Genomic DNA, 21,018 nt, shown 5'->3' with positions numbered 1-21,018 from the left:
CCGTGACCGGGCGCGCGGCCGGGGACACCCTCGACCGCGCGCCCGGCGTATGCGGAGTTTGAAATCGGTCTGGTTTCACGGAAGACTCCATCACTGCACGGTTCCACTGCCGTGCGGCTAAGGTTTAGAGCTGACTGCTCTTGGTGTAAGAGATGGTGAAAAAAGAGGTGATTATGGGGAAGAGATATGGAAAGGACCTGAACTGAAAACCAAGGTCCATGAACCACCATCTCCGTCCTCCGTCACCTGTAAGTCACCCAGCCGATTCAAGGACCGCCCCGTGCGGTAGGAGGCCGAGCCGACCTATGTCGAACTGCACGCAGTGCGGTCACGCCGTTGCGGATGATGCCCGCTTCTGCTCCAACTGCGGTTCCCCCGTCAACCGGTCGCGATGGGATCACTCGCAGTCGCGTGGCCGCGACCGCGTCGGCGAGACGACGTCCACGATTTCTCTCAGCGGCATCCAGGCGCTGGAGGCTGAAGCCGACGGCGTCGACCCCGTCGGCCCTGATACGGCCGCGGTGGAAGCCCTGCCCCCTGGGACTGCCTTGCTCGTCGTGAAACGCGGTCCGAACGCGGGGAGCCGTTTCCTGTTGGACAAGGACCTCACCACGGCGGGACGGCACCCTAACAGCGATATCTTCTTGGACGACGTGACGGTCTCCCGGCGGCACGTAGAGTTCTACCGGCGAGGCGGCTCTTTCGGTGTCCGCGATGTGGGTAGCCTCAACGGCACCTACGTCAACCGGGAACGCATCGACGAAGCGGAGCTCGGGGGCGGAGACGAGATCCAGATTGGCAAGTTCCGACTGGTGATCCTCACCAGCCCGCGCCGTGGCTGACCGGTAGTCGACGCTGACACGACTGTGCGGCGGGCGGGGTGCCCTACTCAAGAGGTCCCGTCCGCAAAAATAGAGGTTTGTCACGCCTCGGAGCGGAGAGCTTTAGAGGAGGACCCGCTTCGGATACGCCGCCCGCCCCTGACGCGGACATCCCCCGGCGGTGTACCGTGGGGAATGGAGCAGAGCGCACTTCGGCGTGTGCCCCTCCGAACGCGACAAGTCGTGGGACGGAGCCGCAGTGAAGCATATGGAGGTCGTCGGCGTCCGAGTCGAGATGCCGGCAAACCAACCGATTGTCCTGCTCAAGGAGACTGACGGGAAGCGCTACCTTCCCATTTGGATTGGCACGGTCGAGGCTACGGCCATCGCACTGGCCCAACAGGGTGTCAAGCCTGCGCGTCCGCTCACCCATGACCTTCTTCGCGACGTGATCGAGGCGTTGAACACCAGCCTGGCCACGGTGAACATCACCGCGCTGGAAGACGGTGTCTTCTACGCCGAACTGGTCTTCTCGAACGGGGTTCAGGTCAGCGCGCGCCCGTCGGACTCGATCGCGCTGGCGTTGCGCACGGGAGCGCCGATCTACGCGCGCGACGACATCCTGGACGAGGCCGGCGTAGCAATCCCGGACGAGCAGGAAGACGAAGTGGAGCGTTTCCGAGAGTTCCTCGACAACATCACTCCCGAGGACTTCGGACGCATGACCTGAACGATGGTGAACGGTGGTCGACGGGCGCGTTCACCGGCAGCAAACCAATGTTGTGCACGACGCGCCGACGGCTGTCGTTGACGCTGCCCACGCTCCGGCTTACCGTCGGGGGAGTGAGGCCGCCTGCGGTGTCGAAAACAAGTCGTGTTGTCTCCCCATAGTCCGGTATCGCCGCAGGCCAGGAAGCCGGAGGTTCGGCGTGGCGGGTATCAGCGGCAAGCAGAACGCCTCCGAGTATCGGCGGTCACCCGTGCGATGGACGGGTGAAGAATGCCTGCTGTGTGACGAGGACGTAGTGGGGCTGCCGATGAACGTCGGATACCGTGGTCCCACCGCCTGTATGGCAGCGGGAATCACGTATCGCCAGCTCGACTACTGGGCTCGTACTCAGTTGGTCGAGCCCAGTGTGACCGTGCCCGGCAGCTCGCCGGCGCATCGGCTGTACAGCTTCCGCGACATCCTCATCCTCAAAGTCGTTAAACGGCTGCTCGACACGGGGATCTCTCTGCAGCAGATCCGCACCGCGGTCGAGCACCTCCGACAGCGCGCCACTGCTGATCTCGCCCACATCACGTTGATGAGCGACGGGGTCAGCGTCTACGAATGCACCTCCCCCGACCAGGTCGTGGACCTGCTGCAGGGCGGCCAAGGCATGTTCGGGATCGCGCTGGGACGCGTGTGGCGGGAACTGGAGGGCAAGCTCAGCGAGCTGCAGGGGGAGCCGCTCACCGAGCAGGCCCGCATCGCCATGGAGGCGTATCCGAGGGACGAGCTGGCGCAGCGCCGCCGACAGCGCCGCACCGGCTAGTCGACCCGTGCACCGCGGTGCTCCCGGGGCAGGGGGCCCGGGGCCGGTAGCATGAGAACGACACGGTGGACCGGACACACCCGGCCGCCGACACGCGCCGTTGACACCACACGGGAGAGACTCCGCGCCGCGGAGCGCCGACGGGGCAACCCTCCCCAGCAACCTCTCAGGCACCAAGGACCGTGTGGGATAGGCACTCTGGAGCACGGCGGCACACCAGTCGCAGGCGACAGAGGGGGAGACCTAAAGGAAGCACACCGTTGATCGGCCCAGCGACCAGGAGGTCTCCATGTCGGACCGTTCTGTTTCCCGTCCCCCTGCGCTCACGTTCCCGGACCGGCACATCGGCCCTGACCCGGCGGAACGTGCCGCCATGCTGGAGACGGTGGGATACGCGTCCACCGCAGACCTCATGACCGCGGCCCTGCCCGCCGACATTCTCACCGCCCCTGATGCTCCCGCGCCTTTGCGCCTGCCGGAACCGGTGGGGGAGGCCGAGGTGCTCGCGGAACTGCGGGCTCTTGCCGCCCGCAACCGCCTGCTGGTCTCCATGATCGGCCAGGGCTACTACGGTACGGTCACCCCTCCGGTGATCCGCCGCAACATCCTGGAAAACCCTGCCTGGTACACCGCCTACACCCCCTACCAGCCGGAGATCTCCCAGGGGCGGCTTGAGGCGCTGCTGAACTTCCAGACCATGGTCGCCGACCTGACCGGGCTGCCCATTGCCGGAGCCTCCCTGCTGGACGAGGCCACCGCGGCGGCCGAGGCGATGACGTTGGCCCGCCGGGTGGACAAAGGGAAGCGGTCGGTGTTCGTGGTCGACGCCGACGTGTTCGGCCACACGCTGGCCGTGCTGCGGACCCGGGCCGAACCGTTGGGGATCGACCTGGTCGTCGCTGACCTGAGTGCAGGACTGCCGGATGTGGACGCGTTCGGGGTCCTCGTGCAGTATCCGGCGGCCAGCGGCCAGGTACGGGACCTGCGCCCGGTGGTGGACGCCGCCCACGAACGGGGCGCGCTCGTCGTCGTGGCCGCTGACCTGCTGGCGTTGACCGTGCTCCGCAGCCCTGGAGAGTTCGGCGCGGACGTGGCTGTGGGCTCCACCCAGCGGTTCGGGGTGCCCATGGGCTTCGGCGGCCCGCACGCCGCCTACATGGCAGTCCGGGACGGGCTGCAGCGGCAACTTCCGGGCCGCCTGGTCGGGGTTTCCGTGGACGCGGCAGGGAAACCCGCCTACCGGTTGGCCCTGCAAACCCGGGAACAGCACATCCGCCGCGAGAAAGCCACCAGCAACATTTGCACCGCCCAGGTGCTGCTCGCCGTGATGGCGGGCATGTACGCCGTCTACCACGGCCCGCACGGGCTCCGCGCGATCGCGGAACGGGTCCACCGCCGCACCGCGGAACTCGCCGCCGGACTGCGGAAGCTCGGGGTGGAGGTGCTCACCGACGCGTTCTTCGACACGCTGCGGGTGCGGGTGCCGTCCCAGGCCGCGGCCGTGGTGCGCGCCGCGCGTGACCTCGGCATCAACCTGTTCTTCGCCGACGAGGACACGGTCGGTGTCTCCTGCGATGAGACCACCACATCCGAGCATGTGGCGGCTGTGCTGCGCGCGTTCGGGGCCACCACCCCGCCGCAGACCGGGGACGTCCCGTCCGCGCTGCCGGAAGGGTTGCGCCGCGACGTCGACTACCTCACCCACCCCGTGTTCCACACCTACCGCAGCGAAACCGCGATGCTGCGCTACCTGCGGCGGCTCGCCGACCGGGACCTGGCGTTGGACCGCACCATGATCCCGTTGGGCTCGTGCACGATGAAGCTCAACGCCACCGCGGAAATGGAGGCGATCACCTGGCCCGAGTTCGCGGAACTGCACCCGTTCGCCCCCCTCGACCAGGCGGAAGGCCTGGTGCAGATCGTGCGGGACTTGGAGACGTGGCTCGCGGAGATCACCGGATACGACGCGGTCTCCCTGCAACCCAACGCGGGCTCCCAAGGCGAGTTCGCGGGCCTGCTCGCTATCCGCGGCTACCACCGCAGCCGCGGTGAAGAGCAGCGCGACATCTGCCTCATCCCGAGTTCCGCGCACGGCACTAACGCGGCCAGCGCCGTTATGGCGGGCATGCGGGTGTCTGTGGTGGCGTGCGACAGTGGCGGCAACATCGACCTGGCGGACCTGCGCGCCAAGATCGACGCTGCCGGGGACCGGCTGGCCGCGCTCATGGTCACCTACCCTTCCACCCACGGGGTGTACGAGGAGACCATTGCCGAAGTGTGCCGGCTCGTGCACGAGGCGGGCGGCCAGGTCTACGTGGACGGCGCCAACCTCAACGCGCTTGTCGGCTGGGCCAAGCCTGGGAAGTTCGGGGCAGACGTCAGCCACCTGAACCTGCACAAGACGTTCTGCATCCCGCACGGCGGCGGTGGCCCCGGCGTGGGACCGGTCGCGGTCCGCGCCCACCTCGCCCCGTTCCTGCCGAACCATCCGGCGCACACCGAGGCGGGGCCGCACACGAGCGCGGGCCCGGTGGCTGCGGCCCCGTTCGGTTCCGCGAGTATCCTGCCGATTTCGTGGGCCTACATCCGGCTGATGGGGGAGCAAGGGCTGCGTGCCGCCACCGAACAGGCGGTGCTTGCCGCCAACTATGTGGCCCGGCGGCTGGCCCCCTACTATCCGGTGCTGTACGCGGGACGCAACGGACTGGTGGCCCACGAATGCATCATCGACCTGCGCGGCCTGCAGAAACGCACTGGAATCAGCAACGAGGACGTTGCTAAACGGCTCATCGACTACGGCTTCCACGCGCCCACCATGTCCTTCCCGGTGCCGGGCACACTGATGATCGAACCGACGGAGAGCGAGGACCTCGCCGAACTGGACCGGTTCATCGACGCGATGATCGCGATCCGTGGCGAGATCGACCGGGTGGCGGAAGGCAGCTACGACCGGGCAGACAACCCGTTGAAGAACGCTCCGCACACGGCAGAAGAAGTCACCGCGGACGAGTGGAAGCACGCCTACTCGCGGTCGGAAGCCGCCTACCCGGTGCCGAGCCTGCGCGCCAGCAAATACTGGGCGCCGGTGGGCCGGATCGACCAGGCCTACGGGGACCGCAACCTCGTGTGCGCCTGCCCGCCCCCGGAGGCTTTCGCGCAGTAGCGGCCCGCGACAGAAGGCTCCGGTCGAGGCAGCCCGGCCCGTCCGTGAGGCTGCGCGGCCGCCCGCCGTTCCCGGCGTGGCCGGGAACGGCAAGACCGGTACAGGGGGCGGGGAGGAACCGCTAATCTCCGAAGGGTCCTTCATCCCCGGACGGAAAGCAGTGTGCGACCGTGCAGTCCTCCCGACCAGCCTCCCCGCCCCGGCTCGACGACCCTGCGGCAGCGACCCTGTGCAGCCAGGCCCGCGATTTAGCTGAGGCGGGGCACGCGGACCGGGCCGCTGAACTGTATGAGCGGGTCGTCGCCGACGCCGGGCCCCGCTACCGGGCCCAGGCCGCGCTCGGGCTCGCAGTGGTGCGCGACCACCTCGGGGACACTGCGGGCGCTCGGCAAGCAGACGAGACAGCGATTGCCGCCGCCGACCCGGAGTTCTCCCCACGCGCCGCCTACCACCTGGCGCTGCTGTGCGAAAAAGAAGGGGACAGCGACGCGGCCGCCCGTGCCTGGCAGACCGTGGTGGAATTCGGTAACCAGCGCTACCTGGGGGCGGCCCATCACGGGCTGGCGCGCCTCGCGGAAGCCCGCGGCGACGATGAGACCGCGCGCAGCCACTGGCAGTACGCGTTGGACGCTGCCGACCCGCAGACGGTAGCGGATGCGGCCCGCGACTATGCGCGACGGCTGTTGGAACGCGGCGCTGCCGCCGAGGCAGCGGAAGTCCTCGCCCGCGGGCTCGCCGCCCACGACACGCCGGACCTGCGGCTCCTGCTCGGCGCGGTCCGGGTGGAGCAGGCCATCGCCGAGTTCGACACGGCCCTCGCCCAGCAGCCGGCAGACCCCCACGACACTGCGGTGGCCCGGGAGCTTTTGGCCCGCCTGCTCGCCGTGCGCGGGGATTCCGCCATCGCGGAACGCGTGTGGTACGACGGTCTCACCCACGACGACCCCCAGACCGCTGCCGAGGTGCGCGCCCGCCTGCGGCGCGGCTTCCTCACCCCCGACCCGGACGTCGCCGCAGAAACCGGGGAGGCCACGTTCTGGTGGGACCCCTACCTGGAAGCAGCCGTGGCCTCCGACACCACGCCGATGCTCGCCGGGGAACTGTTCGCCGCCCTCAGCCGAATCTACGCCCTGCTCGCCCAGGCTGACGGTCCTGCCCGCGCGGACGATGCTCTTGCCGCGGCGCTGCAGGTTGTCGACGACTACGTGTGGGGTGCGGCCCTCCGCGACGATGTGCACGCCCAAACCGGCCGCACCACCACAGACCTCGACTGAAACCGGGTCGGGGGACTGGCGCGGTCACGCGCGGCCGGATGCGGCCAGTTCCCGGCGTGACAACTGGTCGGCGCGGCGGATCGGCTCACAGATCCGGTAGCGCGGCGACAGCCGTAGCACCAGCTCGCACGCGGAATCCAAGTCCACCCGGTGCCCCACCGACACGTACACCGGTTTGACCCCGTCGTGGACCCGCAGGCAGCGGCCCACCACTTCACCGCGGTCCACCAGGTCGGTGGCTGAGCCCCGCCGCGGGCCGGGTTCGGCGGCGTCACCCACAAACGCGGTCTTCGCCACCCCGAACACCGGCCGGTCCACCAAAACCCCCAGATGGCAGGCCAGCCCGAACCGGCGCGGATGCGCCAGCCCGTAACCGTCGCAGAGGTACACGTCCGGTTCGACAGGCAACTGTTCCAGTGCGGCGAGCAGCGGCGGCAGTTCCCGGAACGCGAACAGGCCCGGCACATACGGGAACGTCGGCGTTGCGCGCACCGTGGCCTGGGCGGTGACCTCCAACGTGGCGGCGTCCACGGCGACCGCGGCCGCCACCAGCTCGGTCGGACCGTAGCTCACATCCAGGCCTGCGACCAGGTGCACCGCATCCGGGTCGCAGGGGTGGACACGTACCCGGGACGCCAACCGGCTTTGGAGGGCACGTGCCGCATCAGGGTCGGTAGGCCACAGTTCCATGGCCGCCAACTCCGGGGTGATGTGGGGCATGGCACCTTCCCGTCGGGTGAGGCGAGGGCAGACCTGACTACCGTGCCACGCTTTCAGTGTCGGCGGTACCTCGGGAAGGCAGCACCGCTTCCACACACCCCCACACGAACACCACCGTGTTGATCACCGTGAACCCGGCAAGCGGCGGGAAGAACCCCTGCAGCTCCGCGGTGCGCGCCGGGTCCCCGACATACCAGATCAGTCCGGCGAGCACGGCCGCGCCCACGCCCGCGGCCACCAGGCCCCGCACCCATCCCACCGTCTCGTAGCGGAGTGCGGCCCAGCCGCGGCGGGGCCGCTGCGGCGGTGGCGGGCCGCCCATGAAGCGGTGCGCGAACCGCGCGTCCGCCCACGCGATCATGCTGTGCCCGTACGCCACGGTGAAGCCGAGGTAGAGGGCACCGAACCCGTGGCTGGCGTCAGCGTGGCCGCCCGACCGCAGATGCCAGGCGATGATCAGCAGCAGCGCCACGTCCAACACGGGGACGAGCAGGAGCAGCACCGTGCTCAACCAGCGCAGCCGCAGCAGGTAGCGGGCGCTCAACCCGCCGAGCAGCAGCACCCAGAACAGCACTTCGCAGGCGACGATTGCGGCCACCACCATGACGGTTTTCCCTTCCCGGCCCTTGTGTGACAGCTCCTGTCCCCACTGTGTCGCGCAGGCCCGCGGTGGCGCGTCCGCGGAAGGAACGAATCGATGTACTGCTTTCGGACGACGCTCTAGGCCCGGCATGCGTGCTGAGATGGGAATGTGCGACAGAAGTGGATGGAGTTCCTGGACCGCGACATCCTCGGCGGTTTCTCCCGCATGGGCAGCCTGCTGTGGGCGGCTGCGAACACCGCGGTGGGACTGCTGCTGTGGGCTTTGGGCGCGTTCGTGGACCGTCCCGGAGTCCACCGGTTGTGGCTGCTCGTTCCGCTGCTTTTCGTCTGCGCGGCACTGCTGCTGCGCCGCACCCGCCCCGGGGTGGGGCTGACGATCGGCACGATCGGTCTAGCTCTCGACCTTGTCGTGGTCGGCCCCTCGGTTTGGCCAGTAGCGGTCTACGGGGACCTGCTGTACGCGGTGACCGTGTGGGGCGGCAGCCGTCTCGCCTACGGGGTGGTCGCCGCGGTAGGTGCGCTCGGTGTCCTCGGCGTGGGCGGGGCCGTGCTGGTGTGGCCGGAGGAGCTCCTCGCTGAAGGGCTGCTGGGAGTGCTTTCGCTGGTCGGCCTCTACGTTCTGGTGTTCGTCACCCCGATGACCAGCGGGTTGAGTGTGCGCGCCCACCGGGCACGGGCCGAATTGGAACGCCAGCGGGCCGTGCAGGTCACGCGGATGGCGGAACTGGACCGGGCCAACGCGATCGCGGCCGAACGGGCTCGTATGGCCCGGGAACTGCACGATGTGGTCGCCAACCATTTGAGCGCGGTGGCGCTCCAGTCCACGGCGGCTCTCGCGCTCCGCGAGTTCGACCCGGAGCGGGTCCGCGGGGTGCTGCGCACTGTGCGGGACAACAGTGTGCGCGGGCTGGCGGAGATGCGCCGGATGATCGAAGTGCTGCGGGCCGGGGAGCAGTATGAGGCCGAACGGGTCGCTCTCTGCTTGAGAGATGTGGGCCAGTTGGCCGCCACCGCGCGGGACGCGGGCCTTGACGTGGTGCTCTCCGGGGTCGAGGAGGCCGGGGAACTGCCGGCGCGGGTGGACGCGGCAGCGTACCGGACCGTGCAGGAGTGCATGACGAACGCGTTGCGCTACGCTTCGCCGCCGCGGCTGCGGGTCACGGTGCGCCGCACAGCCGACGCCGAGGACGCAGGGGAGTGGCTGGTGATCGAGGCGGAGAACCCGGTCGCAGAGCCGGCGGAGCCGTCCCGGACCGGAGCTTGGGGGTCGGGGACTGGGCTGGCGGGGATGCGGGAGCGGACCGTGCTGCTTGGCGGTCGATTCCGCGCCGGACTCAACGGGGACGGGCAGTGGCGAGTACGGGTCGAGCTTCCCATCGAGTCGTAGCAGGACAGGGTGGAGGACACGTGGTCAGGGTCGTGGTGGCTGAAGACCAGGCGGCAGTGCGCGCCGGGCTGGTGATGATCTTGGAGACCGATCCCGGCATCACGGTGGTGGCCGAGGCAGCCGACGGGCAGGAAGCGGTGGACACGTGTCTGCGGCTGCGGCCTGACGTGGCGCTCATGGATGTGCGCATGCCGCGGCGGGACGGGATTTCCGCCACCCAGGAGCTTGCCGCGGCCGGGATCGATGTGCTGGTGTTGACCACTTTCGACTTGGACGAGTACGTGTTCGGGGCGCTGCGGGCGGGGGCCGCGGGTTTTCTGCTGAAAGACGTGGAGGCTGCGGACCTGCTGAAAGCGGTGCACACGGTGGCGCGGGGAGAGGGCATGATCGCGCCCGCGGTGACTCGACGGCTCATCAACGAGTTCGCCGCCACCCGGCCGCGGGAGCAGGAGAAAGCAGACCCCGCCATCCTGGAGCGGCTCACCCCCCGGGAGCGCGAAGTGCTGGCCTGTATCGGGGAAGGGCTGTCGAACCAGCAGATCGCGCGGCGCCTCTACATTACCGAGACCACGGCGAAAACCCACGTCAGCCGGATTCTGACCAAGCTGGACCTGCGTAGCCGGGTCCAGGCGGCCATTGTCGCCCGGGAGGTCGGCTTGGGCTGACCAGGGGTGGCCGACGGGGCCGGCCTCACCGCTCGCCGTGCTGGACCCGGGGGGCGGTGAGACCGGCCAGGAGCGCGTCCAAGCCGGTGCGGAAAACCCGGTCGTGGTCGACGTCGATCGAGCTCAACGCCATAACAGTGGGGAACCGCCCGTCGAGGACGGCAGGGTCGCTGCTGGGCAGTCCTTCGGAACGCACCTGGTGGATCACCGCGCCCAAGACATAGGAGGTCAACGCGGCTGCCGCCCCGGGAACCTCCTCCGGGGGCAGGCCTGCTTCGGTGAACGCCGCATAGTGCAGTTCCGTGGCGCGCAGGGCCGCCACCGTGTCGGGACGGCGGTGGATCATGAGAGGCAGCGCCCCCGAGTGGCGGAGCAGGGCGGCACGGTAGTCGCACGCCCAGTCGCGCAGCCGCTGGTCCCACGGCCGCGGCTCGGGTTCAGGATCGGTTTCGGGGGTAGCCTCATCCTCCGGGGCGGTTTCGGCTGCAGGGGAGGCGAGAGCCCGGGCAGGGTCGCTGATGTACTCCACGATCGCGCTGTAGAGCTGTTCCTTGCCCAGCGGGAAGTGGTGGTAGATGGCCATCGCTTCGACGTTGAGGGCGTCGCCGAGCCGGCGCATGGTGAGGCTGCGCAGGCCCATGCCGTCGATGATGCGGAGAGCCTCGGCGACGATCCGTTCCCGGCTGAGACCAGCGTTGTTGCGACTCACACCGCCATCCTAGACTTACTACGTAAAGTCAGGTGCGGATGGCGGTCGGGTGTCGGAAACCGGACCACTGCAGCCCTCTAAAGTGGGTGCTAACCATCCAAGACAAGGGAGCGAGCATGGTGCTGGGAGCCCGCAAAGTCGGAGCAGAGGCGCGTGCGCGATACGCAGAGGACACCGAGAAGGCGCAGCAGCTTCCCGAGCTGCTCGAAGCAGCCCGGAAAGCGGAGGAGGAGCTGCTGCGGGCCCGCCGGGAGGGCGCCGACGTGGTGGAGCTCAACCGGTTGGGGGTCGCCTACGATGCGGCTCTCACCGAGGCGATGCGCGCCGCCTACGCCCACCAGCGGGTACTGGTGGGCCTCCGCGGCTACGAGGACCGCATCTACCGGCGGCGTCGTCTGGCCCGCCCAGAGGTGAAGAAGGCCACGGAAGTCGCAGAACGGCTGTTGAGCCTGCGGGAGCAGCACCGCCTGCACGGTATTGAGCGGGTCCCGCGCAGCCCAGTGACAGCCTGAGGGGCGTGACACCATGGCGACGGACTTTGTGCGTATCGACCCGAATTCCAAAGTTCCGCCGTACGAGCAGATCCGCGCGGCCGTCGCCAACGCCGCTGCGAGCGGACGGCTGCCGGTCGGCTACAAACTGCCTACGGTGCGTGCCCTAGCCAGCGAACTGTCGGTGGCAGTGAACACGGCGGCGCGCGCCTACCGGGAGCTGGAACAGGCAGGCGTCGTGGAAACCCGGGGCAGGTCGGGCACGTTCATTGCGGCCGGCGGCGACCGGCAGCGCGCCGAAGCGCTGGCGGCGGCACGCCGCTACGCCGAAACAGTGTCCCGGTTGGGGATCTCCCAGCAGGAGGCTGTGGACATCGTGCGGGCGGCAGTAGAGAACCTCACCCGCTGACGGGGCACGAACCAGCAAGGCAGCCGTCCTCGCAACAGGCACAGAACGACCGTCAGCGCCCCGCCGGGTGCTGCCCCGCGTTCGCCGGGCAGGACGAGTCCCGTTCCCCAGACTGGGGGCGTGGCGGGCTCACAGCTCAGCGGCCACGCCGTGACAGGGCACGTGTCGACGCTGCCGGGGATGCCTGGACGAGCAGCGGCTTCTCCCGCGCGTCGCGGCGCCGCGCACCACCCGTCTGGTGCGGGAGCCGCGACGCGCGGCCCATACCGGATCAGCTAGCGAAGTCCAGCAGTTGCCGGGCGCGGCTGGGATGCCGCAGCTTGGACAGGGACTGCTTCTCCAACTGTCGGATCCGCTCCCGGGTCAGGCCCAGGTGCTTGCCGATCTCGTCCAGGGTGCGCGGACGCCCGTCAAATAGGCCGAACCGCAGCGACATGATGGTCGCTTCACGGGGCTCCAGGTCGTCGAGCGCGCGACGCAGTTGGTCGGCCATCAACTGGCGGTCCACCACCTCGGACGCCTCGGACGCGTCCACGTCCTCGATGAGGTCGCCGATCCGGGTCTCCCCGTCTTCGCCGATCGTCGAGTCGAGACTGATCGGCTGGCGGGTGATCCGCAGCAGCTCTTCGATCTGCGCCGGGGTCTTCCCGAGCTCCTGGGCCAGCTCGTCGGGGGTGGGTTCGCGGCCCAGCGTCTGGTGCATATCGCGCTCCAGACGGCTGAGCTTGCTCAGCAGCTCCAGCACGTGGACCGGCAGCCGGATCGTCCGCGCCGAGTCCGCGAAACCGCGCTGAATCGCCTGGCGGATCCACCACATGGCGTAGGTGGAGAACTTGTAGCCCTTGGCGTAGTCGAACTTCTCCACGGCGCGGATCAGCCCGAGGTTGCCTTCCTGCACCACGTCAAGCAGGGGCATGCCGCGGTCGCTGTACTTTTTCGCCACCGACACCACCAGGCGCAGGTTCGCTTCCAGCATGTGCGCCTTGGCGCGGCGGCCGTCCTCAGCGATCCACTCCAGCTCTTCGCGTTCGGTCTCGCTCATCTCCTGGGGGCCGGGAGACTCCTCCAGCCACCCCAGCTTGTATTCGGCGTACAGGCCAGCCTCGATTCGCTTGGCGAGCTCGACCTCCTGCTCCGCGGTGAGCAGTTCCCGGCGTCCGATAGCCTTGAGGTAGGTATGGACAGAGTCGCCCAGAGCCGGTGAATGGTCGTCAAGATCGGCCTCGGGGGCGTCAGTAGTCTCCGCCCCGGCCTGGGCTGGCTGCTTCTTCCAGCTTCTTTTCTTGGCAGAACGGCGTCGACCGCTCCCCTTCGAAGTCGTCTCCAGAACAGCTTCCAGCGTGTCGTCGTCACCGGGGTCCACCGGAGTATCCTCGTTGTTGGCGATCCGGACTCCGGTGTCGGACAGCTCCCGGAGAAGAGAACGGCCTTCGGCAGGGGTGATCCCGGCCTCGGAGAACGCAGTACGCAGCTCGGAGAGAGACACGTGTCCCCGGGCGCGTCCCCGTGCGATCAGCTCATCAAGCGTCGCCGAGGCGGCCTCGATCTCCGCCGTTACGGGAGAGGCGGCTTGGGCAGTGCGCGACATGAGAGCACCTCCCTCCCTTCAAGACAGTCGGGCACGCGGCGGAAGAGGAAAACCGCCGTCTTGGGCGCGCCACTATGTCCAACGTGTGAAAGAGTCAAATGTTCCCGAATCTCGATTGGATATCGACCTAAGTGACCGCGGTCACCAGCGTGGTAGGGGATGGCGAGGTTCCGGGCGGGGAAGAGAAAAAGACTTGGACGGCAAGGAGGGAGGGGTTAACGGCCCTCCCTGGCAACAGATATGACGCTGGGTGACGCCGGGAAGTTCCCGGTCATCCCTGGCTCAACTGGCGCACGTCCGGTTTTCCGGAGGGAAGCAGCGGCAGCTCCGCGCGAAGGTCCAGTTCCCGGGGCGCGGCATAGCGGGGCAAGTGGGCGCTCACCCACTCCCGGATCTCCGCCAGAGTCGGGGGATGCGTCGGATCGGCGGGAACCACGACCGCGGTGACCCGCTGCCCCCACTCCGGGTCGGGACGGCCCACCACGACAGCGTCCGCCACCGTGTCCAACCGGGTAAGGAGCGCCGCCACCTCCCCGGCTACCACCTTGTGGCCCCCCGTGTTGATGACATCGTCGGCACGCCCGCGGACCCGCAGCCGCCCGTCGTCCACCACGCCGAGGTCCGAGGTGCGGAACCAGTGGCGGCCCGCACGCTCCGCCCGATGGGCAGCGGTCAAGTCCGGGCGGAGCCGATAGCCGCGGTACAGCACAGGCCCCGCCAGCAGGATGCGGCCTTCCGCGTCAACGTCGACGGCGACCCCGTCCAACGGCAGGCCGTCGTACACACAGCCGCCGCAGGTTTCACTCATCCCATAGGTGGTGACGATGCGCCCGCCCGCGCGGCGGGCCTCCGCGAGCAGGCCGGGATCGGCGGCAGCACCCCCCAGCAGAATGGTGCGGAATTGCGACAAGTCCACGCCTGCGGCAAGCAGGCGGCGCAACTGAGTGGGCACGAGGGACACGTGCGGGCGCTGCCTGGCCGCGGCCTGCACCGCTTCAACCGTGAACGGGCGGAAGAGCACCGGCGCGTCCAGCAAGCGGGCCCGCAGCAGCACTTGCAGCCCGGCGATGTGCGCGGTGGGCAGCACGCACAGCCACGGCTCGCCCTGCTGCGCACCGATCCGCGCGGTCGAGGCCCGGGCGGACGCGAGGAGCGCGTCCGCGCTCAACTCCACTCCTTTAGGCTGGCCGGTCGACCCCGACGTGCTGACGACCACTGCCACGTCGTCGGCCACCGGGACCCCGTCGGCAAGCGCGACCACCCCCTGCGGGGTGCGCATACTGGTGGGGCGCAGCGTCTCAACCAGGCGCCGGAGGTGGGAATCGGGAACGTCCCCGGGGATCGGCAGGAGGGCGGGCCCGTGCCCGGCCACGGCGGCGTCGACAAGCTCGGCGAGACGCTCAGCGGCAAGGCCTACCACGGCCTGCAGGGGACGTCGGTTCCGCATGGTTGTCCAGGGTAGTGCGCAGCCGGTTCCACGGGGGGATTAGGGTTGACCCCCGAAAGTACAAGGTTGGACAGACCAGGAGAGGCAAGAACGTGGGCAGCGTGGTGGACTGGAAGCGGTCCGGGGACTACACCGACATCATCTACGAGACCGCGGAGGGCATCGCCAAGATCACCATCAACCGCCCGGAGGTACACAACGCTTTCCGCCCACAGACCCTGTTCGAGCTGCAACACGCCTTCAACGTGGCCCGAGACGACTCCTCCATCGGTGTGATCATCCTCACCGGGGCCGGGGACAAGGCGTTCTGCTCCGGCGGGGACCAGAAGATCCGCGGCGACGACGGCTACCTGGGCGACGACGAAGTGGCCCGTCAGGGGATCGGCCGGCTCAACGTGCTTGACCTGCAAGTGCAGATCCGGCGGCTGCCGAAACCGGTGATCGCTATGGTCGCGGGCTACTCCATTGGCGGCGGCAACGTGCTGCAGATCTGCTGCGACCTGACGATTGCCGCCGACAACGCCCGTTTCGGACAGACCGGCCCCAAGGTCGGCTCGTTCGACGGCGGCTACGGCTCCTGGCTGCTGGCGCAGACCGTGGGCCTGAAGAAAGCCCGGGAGATCTGGTACCTGTGCCGCCAGTACACCGCGCAGGAAGCCCTGGAAATGGGCATGGTTAACGCGGTGGTGCCGTTGGAGCGGCTCGAAGAGGAGACCGTCGCCTGGGCGCGGGAGCTGCTGGAGAAGTCGCCGCTGGCGATCCGCATGCTCAAGGGCGCGCTGAACGCGGTCACGGACGGGGCCGCGGGCATGCAGCAGTTCGCCGGGGACGCCACCATGCTCTACTACATGAGCGAAGAAGCGCAGGAAGGACGCGACGCGTTCAAGGAGAAGCGCCGTCCCCGGTTCGACAAGTTCCCGCGCCGCCCGTGACCGGCCGGGCATTCGCCATCCCGCTGCGCACCCGCTTCCGGGGGATCACCGTCCGCGAAGGAATGCTGGTGCGCGGCGCCGCAGGATGGGGAGAGTTTTCACCGTTCGCGGAGTACGGTCCCCGCGAATGCGCCCGCTGGTGGGCGGCCTGCTACGAGGCGGCGGAACTCGGCTGGCCAGCACCGGTGCGCGACACGGTTCCGGTCAACGCCACCGTCCCCGCAGTGGGCCCGGAGGAGGCCGCGCGTATCGTGGCCTCCTCCGGATGCACCACAGCCAAAGTGAAGGTGGCGGAACGCGGGCAGAGCGAAGCCGACGACGTGGCCCGGGTAGAGGCGGTGCGGGACGCGCTCGGCCCGCGCGGGCGGGTCCGTATCGACGTCAACGGTGCGTGGGACGTCGACACCGCGGTCCGCATGATCCGGCTGCTCGACCGCTTCGAGTTGGAGTACGTGGAGCAGCCGTGCGCCACGGTCGACGAGCTCGCCGAGGTACGGCGGCGCGTGTCGGTGCCGATCGCAGCAGACGAGTCGATCCGGCGTGCCGAAGACCCGCTGCGGGTGCGGGACGCGGAAGCTGCCGATGTGGTGGTGCTCAAAGTCCAACCCCTCGGCGGGGTGCGGGCCGCGCTGCGGCTCGCTGAAGAGTGCGGGCTGCCCGTCGTGGTCTCAAGCGCCGTGGAAACTTCGGTAGGGTTGGCCGCCGGAGTAGCGCTGGCCGCGGCACTCCCCGAACTACCGTACGCGTGCGGGCTGGCCACGCTGCGGCTGCTGCACGCCGACGTGTGCGACGACCCGCTCCTGCCCGTCCACGGGGTGTTGCCCGTGCGCCGGGTGGACGTGTCCGAGCAGCGGCTAGCGGAGGTGGAGATCGACCCTGCGGCGTGGCAGGCGCGGCTGGCAGCGGCACGCGCCGCCTGGGAGCAGGTCGAGCGAGAGCCGGGGCCGTGAACTACGGTGGGGCGCGCCTGTGACACGCGGCAGCAGCGGACACGAGAGCGGGTGACGGACCGGTACCGGTGACGAACCGGTCGACACGGGGGCATATTCTCGGGTTCGTCACGGTCGGCTCGTGGTGGCGTTCCGGGGAAAGCCGACCAGAACACCTAGGCGCGGTGTCAAGGTGTTCGCGGATACGACTGGCAAGTAGGTCTTGCGGTGAGAGAGTACGCATGAATCCGTCTACCGCACTGGCGCGTGTCCTTGTCGACGAGCTGGCTCGGCTGGGGCTGACCGAGGCAGTGATCGCGCCGGGCTCCCGTTCCACGCCGCTGGCCTTGGCCCTGGTGGCCGACACCCGGATCCGCACCCACGTCCGCATCGACGAACGTTCCGCGTCCTTCCTGGCTGTCGGTCTGGCCCGCGCCTCGCGCCGCCCGGTTGCGCTCGTGTGCACCTCCGGTACGGCCGCAGCGAACTTCCACCCCGCCGTGCTGGAAGCTGACCAGAGCGGGGTCAGTCTCATCGTGCTCACCGCGGACCGGCCTCCCGAACTGCGGGGGACCGGCGCCAACCAGACAGTGAACCAGATCGGCCTGTACGGTTCCGCGGTCCGGTTCTTCGCGGAAGTGGGCGTGCCGGAACGCGAAGCAGGCATGGTCGCCTACTGGCGGTCCCTGGTCTGCCGGGCCTGGGCTGCCGCCCAGGCGAACAAGCCGGGTCCCGTCCACCTCAACCTGGCGTTCCGGGAGCCGCTGGTTCCGGAACCGGGAGGGCAGCCCTGGCCGGAACCGGTGACGGGGCGGCCCGACGGGAAACCGTGGATCACCGTCGACCTCCAGCGGAACGAACCCGAACCGGTGGAACTGCCGTGGGTGGAGCGGGGCGTCATCGTCTGCGGTGACGGTGACTACGACCCGATCCCCCTGCTCGCCCTGTCCGCCCAGACCGGCTGGCCGCTGCTGGCCGAACCCACCTCGAACGCCCGCAGGGCGGAAGCCCTCTCCAGCTACCGGCAACTGCTCGCTGTCCCCGAGTTCGTCGCCGCCCACGAACCGGAACTGGTGGTGAGCGTGGGACGGCCGGGCCTGTCCCGGCAACTGCTCGCCTACCTGCGCCGCGCCCCGCGGCACGTAGTCGTGGGGGACCCGGTGGCATTCGCCGACCCGGTGCGGACCGCCACCGATGTGGTCGGCGCGGTCACCGCCCCGCCGTCCGCCACCCCCGACACGGCGTGGGCCGCATCCTGGGCCGCAGCGGAAGCAGCCGCCCGGGCCGCCGCCGACCGGCTGCTCGACAGCGACGAGACGCTCTCCGAGCTGCGGCTGGCCCGCGACCTGGCCGCCCACCTGCCCGCAGGGTCTCTCCTGTTCGCTGGGGCCAGCATGCCGATCCGGGACTTGGACGCGGTGATGCGGCCGCGGTGCGGGCTGCGGCTGATCGGCAATCGAGGCGTCAGCGGGATCGACGGCACCGTCTCCACCGCGGTGGGTGCAGCCCTCGCCCACCAGGCCGACGGCGGAGGGGAAGCGTTTGCCCTGCTCGGCGACCTGGCGCTGCTCCACGACCAGAACGGGCTCCTGCTGGGCCCGGACGAGCCCCGCCCCAACCTGACGATCGTGGTGGTCAACAACGACGGAGGCGGGATCTTCTCCGAACTGGAGCAGGCCGGGCACCCCGACTTCGAACGGGTTTTCGGCACCCCCCACGGCGTGGCCGTGGAACAGGTCGCCGCCACCGCGGGACTGCCCTACACGCGCGTGGAGTGGGCCACCGACCTGCCCAAAGCCCTCATCGGGGACGGGCTGCGCCTCGTGGAGGTTCGCACAGACCGCGCTGCTTCAGCCCGCCTGCGCCGCGCTCTGCAGGAAGCAGTCGCCGCCGCGGTGCGGTAACCCCGCGGACCGGACAGGACCCGGAGAGCTTTCGCGGGAACCACGCCGTCCCGGCCGCACAGGTCCGGCTCCTGGGGTGACGCACAGTAGTGTGCTGCTGGCCCGGCCACCATTGTCGCGGCGGGACACGCGCGGCCTGCCGGGCCCGGAGCCGCCACGGAGCAGCCGGGTAGAAAAGGCGAGACGCCGACCAGGGAAGGAGAGCGCATGTCGGACCGAGAAACCGTGCCGGGCACGGTCGTGGTCGGAGTGGACGGCTCGGAAGGCAGCCTGCACGCCTTGGACTGGGCGATTGACGCTGCCGCGGGGCGCGGGGCCACGCTGCGCCTGGTGTATGCGATGGGGCTGCCGCTCGTCACCGTCCCGCTGGGAGGACCGATCCGCACCGCCCCTTCCCCGGAAGTCTCTCAAGCAGCAAAAGCGCTCCTTGAAGAAGCGCTGCGGCGCGTCCAGGAGGCCGCACCCAGCTTGCGGGCCGTCACCGAAGTGTCCCGGGCCGAAGCCCACCACGCCCTGCTGAAATCCGCGCAGGACGCGGAACTGCTCGTCGTCGGCTCCCGCGGGTACAGCGGGGTCGCGTCGCTCTTCCTCGGCTCGGTAGCGCAGCGTGTCGCCTCCCACGCCACCTGCCCGGTCGTGGTGGTGCCGCCGACCAGCCAGGAGGCCGCGGCCCGCCGCGGCCGTGTCGTCGTGGGCGTGGACGGCTCCGAGCATGCCGCTGCCGCGCTGCGGTTCGCGCTGGTCGAAGCGGAACGGCTGCGCGCCGAACTCGTCGCTGTATACGCGTGGCAGGCGCCGGACGCCCCCGTCGACCCGTTCACCGTGCTGCAGGCCGACGTGGCAGTCGACCGGGAGCAGCAGGTCGCTCGGGCCCGCGAATGGCTGCTCCGCACCGTGGATGAAGCCCGGACCCCGCTCACCCAGCGGGTCCCGGTCCGTGTAGAAACCCCCGAGAAGCATCCCGCGGCAGCGCTGCTGGACGAAGGCGCCGACGCCGACCTGATCGTCGTCGGGTCGCGGGGCCGCGGCGGGTTCACCGGGCTGCTGCTCGGCTCGGTCAGCCAGCAAGTCCTGAACCACGCCGTCGTGCCCGTCGCTGTCGTGCGCGTCTCCTCGGCTGGTTGAGCCCGAGGCGCCCCGCTGCGGGGCGCCTCGCAGCGTTACCGTCCGGTGAGGGCGGCGCGCACCGCGCGGAACTTCGCCACGGTTTCCGCGAGCTCCGCCTGCGGGTCAGAGTCGGCGACGATCCCTGCCCCAGCGAAGAGGCGGGCCCGCGGCCCGGTGATCTGAGCGCAGCGCAGCGCGATCCCCCACTCCCCGTCGCCGCGCGCATCAATCCACCCCACCGGCCCGGCGTAGCGGTCGCGGCGCATTCCTTCCAATTCGCCGATGACGTCCATCGCTACCCGGGTCGGGGTGCCGCCCACCGCGGCAGTGGGATGCAGGGCCGCCAGCACTGGCAGGGTCGCCGTCTTTGCGGGGAGTACGGCCCGCACCGGGGTGGCCAAATGCTGCACGTTGGCAAGACGCAGCAGTTCGGGGTGGCGGGGCACGTCCAGTTCCGTGCAGAACGGGGCCAGCGACTCGCGCAGCGACTCCACCGCATAGGCGTGCTCTTCGACATCTTTCGCGGAAGTGAGCAGCGTTTTCGCGAGCACAGCGTCGTCGTCCGCGGTGGCCCCCCGCGGCGCGGTCCCCGCCAGCACCAGCGACTCCAGGCGGGTGCCGGTACGGCGCAGCAACAGTTCCGGGGTAGCCCCGGTCAGTCCCACCACCGAGTAGACGTAGCAGTCCGGATAGTCGGCGGCCAGCCGCTGCAGCGGGGTGCGGACATCAATGGGATGGTCCGCTTCCGCGACAAGGTCGCGCGCCAGGACCACTTTCGCTAGCCCGGTGGTGTGGATGCGGTCCACGGCCTGGCTCACCACTGCGCACCACTCTGCTTCGCTGAGCGTGCCCGGCCGCCACCGCAGTGCCCCCACCGGGCGGGGTGGCGGCACGGCCGGCAGCGGGTCGGCTTCGTCACCCACCACGGTGAGCCACGTCTGCCCGTCCCGCCGTCCCACGACGACTCGCGGCAGGATGAGCGTGGATCCGGCGTCGCGGCCGTCGAACGTGAACGAGCCGAACACCACAGGTCCGCTACCCGGCACCCCCACGTCGTCGTCCACCACGATCGTCGAGAACAGCGATTCAAGCCATTCATCTGCCGCCGTGAACCGTTGAATGCCGGACCGCTCCGGCTCGGCGGGCAGTTCCAAGCGCGCCGCGACTCCCCACGCCACCAGTCCCTCACCCCGCCGAACCCACGCCAGCGGTGCGGCGGGAGGCAGCAGGTCGAGCAGAGCGCGCTGGTCACGCAAGGCAACGGTGCGTGCGGTCACACGTGCACCGGAGGTCGGAGAAATCACGAGGATGGAGTCTATGCTGCCGCCCTC

19 protein-coding genes and 1 riboswitch are annotated in these 21,018 nt (G+C 69.5%); of the genes, 13 read left to right on the top strand and 6 right to left on the bottom strand.

Translation table 11 applies throughout. The features are described from left to right. Window positions 1–305: 305 nt before the first annotated feature. The 5 genes from CW348_RS13895 (at window position 306) to CW348_RS13875 (ending at window position 6,796) form a co-directional block, all read left to right on the top strand. Entirely contained in the window at window positions 306–842 is a 537-nt protein-coding gene (locus CW348_RS13895; protein WP_287463981.1) for an FHA domain-containing protein, read from the top strand. Window positions 843–1,080: 238 nt separating this feature from the next. Then, on the top strand, window positions 1,081–1,551 hold the full coding sequence (locus tag CW348_RS13890) for a bifunctional nuclease family protein (RefSeq protein ID WP_011291830.1): 471 nt from the start codon (window positions 1,081–1,083) through the stop codon (window positions 1,549–1,551). 199 nt (window positions 1,552–1,750) lie between these two features. After that, entirely contained in the window at window positions 1,751–2,359 is a 609-nt protein-coding gene (locus CW348_RS13885) for a MerR family transcriptional regulator (RefSeq protein WP_016188631.1), read from the top strand. A gap of 101 nt (window positions 2,360–2,460) precedes the next feature. Beyond that, window positions 2,461–2,552, top strand: a riboswitch (glycine riboswitch). Window positions 2,553–2,648: 96 nt separating this feature from the next. After that, the gene (gene gcvP / locus CW348_RS13880; protein WP_016188632.1) at window positions 2,649–5,522 is read left to right on the top strand and encodes an aminomethyl-transferring glycine dehydrogenase; all 2,874 of its coding nucleotides are present in this window, start codon (window positions 2,649–2,651) and stop codon (window positions 5,520–5,522) included. A gap of 170 nt (window positions 5,523–5,692) precedes the next feature. Further along, window positions 5,693–6,796, top strand: a complete 1,104-nt coding sequence (locus tag CW348_RS13875; RefSeq protein WP_287463978.1) for a hypothetical protein — start codon at window positions 5,693–5,695, stop codon at window positions 6,794–6,796. A 24-nt stretch (window positions 6,797–6,820) separates the two neighbouring features. On the opposite strand, the gene CW348_RS13870 is transcribed toward CW348_RS13875, so the two are convergent. Together CW348_RS13870 and CW348_RS13865 are read right to left on the bottom strand one after the other, a co-directional pair. Further along, a complete protein-coding gene (locus tag CW348_RS13870; RefSeq protein WP_104613056.1) occupies window positions 6,821–7,516 on the bottom strand; it encodes an endonuclease V in 696 nt (231 codons plus the stop codon). A 37-nt stretch (window positions 7,517–7,553) separates the two neighbouring features. Next, window positions 7,554–8,120: a hypothetical protein gene (locus tag CW348_RS13865; protein ID WP_011291835.1), complete on the bottom strand. Its 567-nt coding sequence runs from the start codon at window positions 8,118–8,120 to the stop codon at window positions 7,554–7,556. 147 nt (window positions 8,121–8,267) lie between these two features. On the opposite strand from CW348_RS13865, the gene CW348_RS13860 reads away from it, so the two are divergent. Next, on the top strand, window positions 8,268–9,506 hold the full coding sequence (locus tag CW348_RS13860) for a sensor histidine kinase (protein ID WP_238569729.1): 1,239 nt from the start codon (window positions 8,268–8,270) through the stop codon (window positions 9,504–9,506). 20 nt (window positions 9,507–9,526) lie between these two features. Beyond that, window positions 9,527–10,171, top strand: a complete 645-nt coding sequence (locus CW348_RS13855) for a response regulator transcription factor (protein ID WP_011291837.1) — start codon at window positions 9,527–9,529, stop codon at window positions 10,169–10,171. Between the two features lie 25 nt (window positions 10,172–10,196). On the opposite strand, the gene CW348_RS13850 is transcribed toward CW348_RS13855, so the two are convergent. Continuing rightward, complete coding sequence (locus tag CW348_RS13850) at window positions 10,197–10,880, bottom strand: TetR/AcrR family transcriptional regulator C-terminal domain-containing protein (RefSeq protein WP_011291838.1); 684 nt, start codon at window positions 10,878–10,880, stop codon at window positions 10,197–10,199. 116 nt (window positions 10,881–10,996) lie between these two features. Here CW348_RS13850 and CW348_RS13845 point away from each other — a divergent pair, with 116 nt between their 5' ends. Together CW348_RS13845 and CW348_RS13840 are read left to right on the top strand one after the other, a co-directional pair. Continuing rightward, window positions 10,997–11,392, top strand: a complete 396-nt coding sequence (locus tag CW348_RS13845; protein WP_011291839.1) for a hypothetical protein — start codon at window positions 10,997–10,999, stop codon at window positions 11,390–11,392. A 13-nt stretch (window positions 11,393–11,405) separates the two neighbouring features. Then, window positions 11,406–11,780 (top strand): GntR family transcriptional regulator, encoded by a 375-nt coding sequence (locus CW348_RS13840; protein WP_011291840.1) that lies wholly within the window; start codon window positions 11,406–11,408, stop codon window positions 11,778–11,780. Between the two features lie 271 nt (window positions 11,781–12,051). Here the strand turns inward: CW348_RS13840 and CW348_RS13835 are convergent, their stop codons facing one another. Together CW348_RS13835 and CW348_RS13830 are read right to left on the bottom strand one after the other, a co-directional pair. Continuing rightward, a complete protein-coding gene (locus CW348_RS13835) occupies window positions 12,052–13,368 on the bottom strand; it encodes a sigma-70 family RNA polymerase sigma factor (RefSeq protein WP_287463973.1) in 1,317 nt (438 codons plus the stop codon). Window positions 13,369–13,639: 271 nt separating this feature from the next. Next, on the bottom strand, window positions 13,640–14,815 hold the full coding sequence (locus CW348_RS13830) for an AMP-binding protein (RefSeq protein ID WP_011291842.1): 1,176 nt from the start codon (window positions 14,813–14,815) through the stop codon (window positions 13,640–13,642). Window positions 14,816–14,907: 92 nt separating this feature from the next. On the opposite strand from CW348_RS13830, the gene menB reads away from it, so the two are divergent. The 4 genes from menB (at window position 14,908) to CW348_RS13810 (ending at window position 19,705) form a co-directional block, all read left to right on the top strand. After that, the gene (gene menB / locus CW348_RS13825) at window positions 14,908–15,747 is read left to right on the top strand and encodes a 1,4-dihydroxy-2-naphthoyl-CoA synthase (protein WP_011291843.1); all 840 of its coding nucleotides are present in this window, start codon (window positions 14,908–14,910) and stop codon (window positions 15,745–15,747) included. Beyond that, complete coding sequence (locus CW348_RS13820) at window positions 15,744–16,697, top strand: o-succinylbenzoate synthase (protein WP_016188638.1); 954 nt, start codon at window positions 15,744–15,746, stop codon at window positions 16,695–16,697. The genes menB and CW348_RS13820 overlap by 4 nt, the downstream gene beginning before the upstream one ends. Before the next feature lie 221 nt (window positions 16,698–16,918). Then, entirely contained in the window at window positions 16,919–18,580 is a 1,662-nt protein-coding gene (menD, locus tag CW348_RS13815) for a 2-succinyl-5-enolpyruvyl-6-hydroxy-3-cyclohexene-1-carboxylic-acid synthase (RefSeq protein WP_011291845.1), read from the top strand. Between the two features lie 207 nt (window positions 18,581–18,787). Continuing rightward, window positions 18,788–19,705: a universal stress protein gene (locus CW348_RS13810; protein WP_011291846.1), complete on the top strand. Its 918-nt coding sequence runs from the start codon at window positions 18,788–18,790 to the stop codon at window positions 19,703–19,705. 35 nt (window positions 19,706–19,740) lie between these two features. On the opposite strand, the gene CW348_RS13805 is transcribed toward CW348_RS13810, so the two are convergent. Beyond that, on the bottom strand, window positions 19,741–20,964 hold the full coding sequence (locus CW348_RS13805) for an isochorismate synthase MenF (protein WP_011291847.1): 1,224 nt from the start codon (window positions 20,962–20,964) through the stop codon (window positions 19,741–19,743). Between the last annotated feature and the right edge of the window lie 54 nt (window positions 20,965–21,018).

The sequence above is a fragment of the Thermobifida sp. genome, from assembly GCF_017577275.1.
Taxonomy (GTDB): Bacteria; Actinomycetota; Actinomycetes; order Streptosporangiales; family Streptosporangiaceae; genus Thermobifida; species Thermobifida fusca.
Note: the sequence above shows the minus strand (reverse complement) of the source record. Positions and strands in the feature narration are given on the sequence as shown.

Excerpts from the sequence above, each read along its gene's own strand:
- CW348_RS13845 (WP_011291839.1), top strand. The coding sequence starts at position 10,997 with ATGGTGCTGGGAGCCCGCAAAGTCGGAGCAGAGGCGCGTGCGCGATAC.
- gcvP (WP_016188632.1), top strand. The coding sequence starts at position 2,649 with ATGTCGGACCGTTCTGTTTCCCGTCCCCCTGCGCTCACGTTCCCGGAC.
- CW348_RS13895 (WP_287463981.1), top strand. The coding sequence starts at position 306 with ATGTCGAACTGCACGCAGTGCGGTCACGCCGTTGCGGATGATGCCCGC.
- CW348_RS13865 (WP_011291835.1), bottom strand. The coding sequence starts at position 8,120 with ATGGTGGTGGCCGCAATCGTCGCCTGCGAAGTGCTGTTCTGGGTGCTG.
- CW348_RS13810 (WP_011291846.1), top strand. The coding sequence starts at position 18,788 with ATGTCGGACCGAGAAACCGTGCCGGGCACGGTCGTGGTCGGAGTGGAC.
- CW348_RS13835 (WP_287463973.1), bottom strand. The coding sequence starts at position 13,368 with ATGTCGCGCACTGCCCAAGCCGCCTCTCCCGTAACGGCGGAGATCGAG.
- CW348_RS13830 (WP_011291842.1), bottom strand. The coding sequence starts at position 14,815 with ATGCGGAACCGACGTCCCCTGCAGGCCGTGGTAGGCCTTGCCGCTGAG.
- menD (WP_011291845.1), top strand. The coding sequence starts at position 16,919 with ATGAATCCGTCTACCGCACTGGCGCGTGTCCTTGTCGACGAGCTGGCT.
- CW348_RS13870 (WP_104613056.1), bottom strand. The coding sequence starts at position 7,516 with ATGCCCCACATCACCCCGGAGTTGGCGGCCATGGAACTGTGGCCTACC.
- CW348_RS13840 (WP_011291840.1), top strand. The coding sequence starts at position 11,406 with ATGGCGACGGACTTTGTGCGTATCGACCCGAATTCCAAAGTTCCGCCG.